The following is a 256-nucleotide window of genomic DNA, read 5'->3' as shown; positions in this document are numbered from 1 at the left end:
CCAAACAATTTTTTCTACCAACCAAGGCGTATTGATTCTTGTTAATTTAGAAGCTGCCGCTTGATCTAAAACAAACGTTGCATTATCATGTTCTTGTAAATAAGAAGCGGGTACATGACTTGTAACTTCATCTTCTACAGAGGCTTTTATAATATTAGATTTGCTTTCTCCCCAAGCCATTAAAATGACTCTCTTGGCTTCCATTATTTTCTTTACTCCTAATGTTATTGCTGTTCTTGGCGTATTTTCTAAACCA

General features: G+C 34.8%; 1 pseudogene. It reads right to left on the bottom strand.

The features are described from left to right. A pseudogene (locus tag KI686_RS17765) lies at nucleotides 1-256 on the bottom strand (6-phosphogluconolactonase); the annotation flags it as partial.

Origin of the sequence: Polaribacter sargassicola, from assembly GCF_021991835.1 — a bacterium.
GTDB lineage: Bacteria > Bacteroidota > Bacteroidia > Flavobacteriales > Flavobacteriaceae > Polaribacter > Polaribacter sargassicola.
This window is presented reverse-complemented; position numbering and strand designations above follow the sequence as displayed.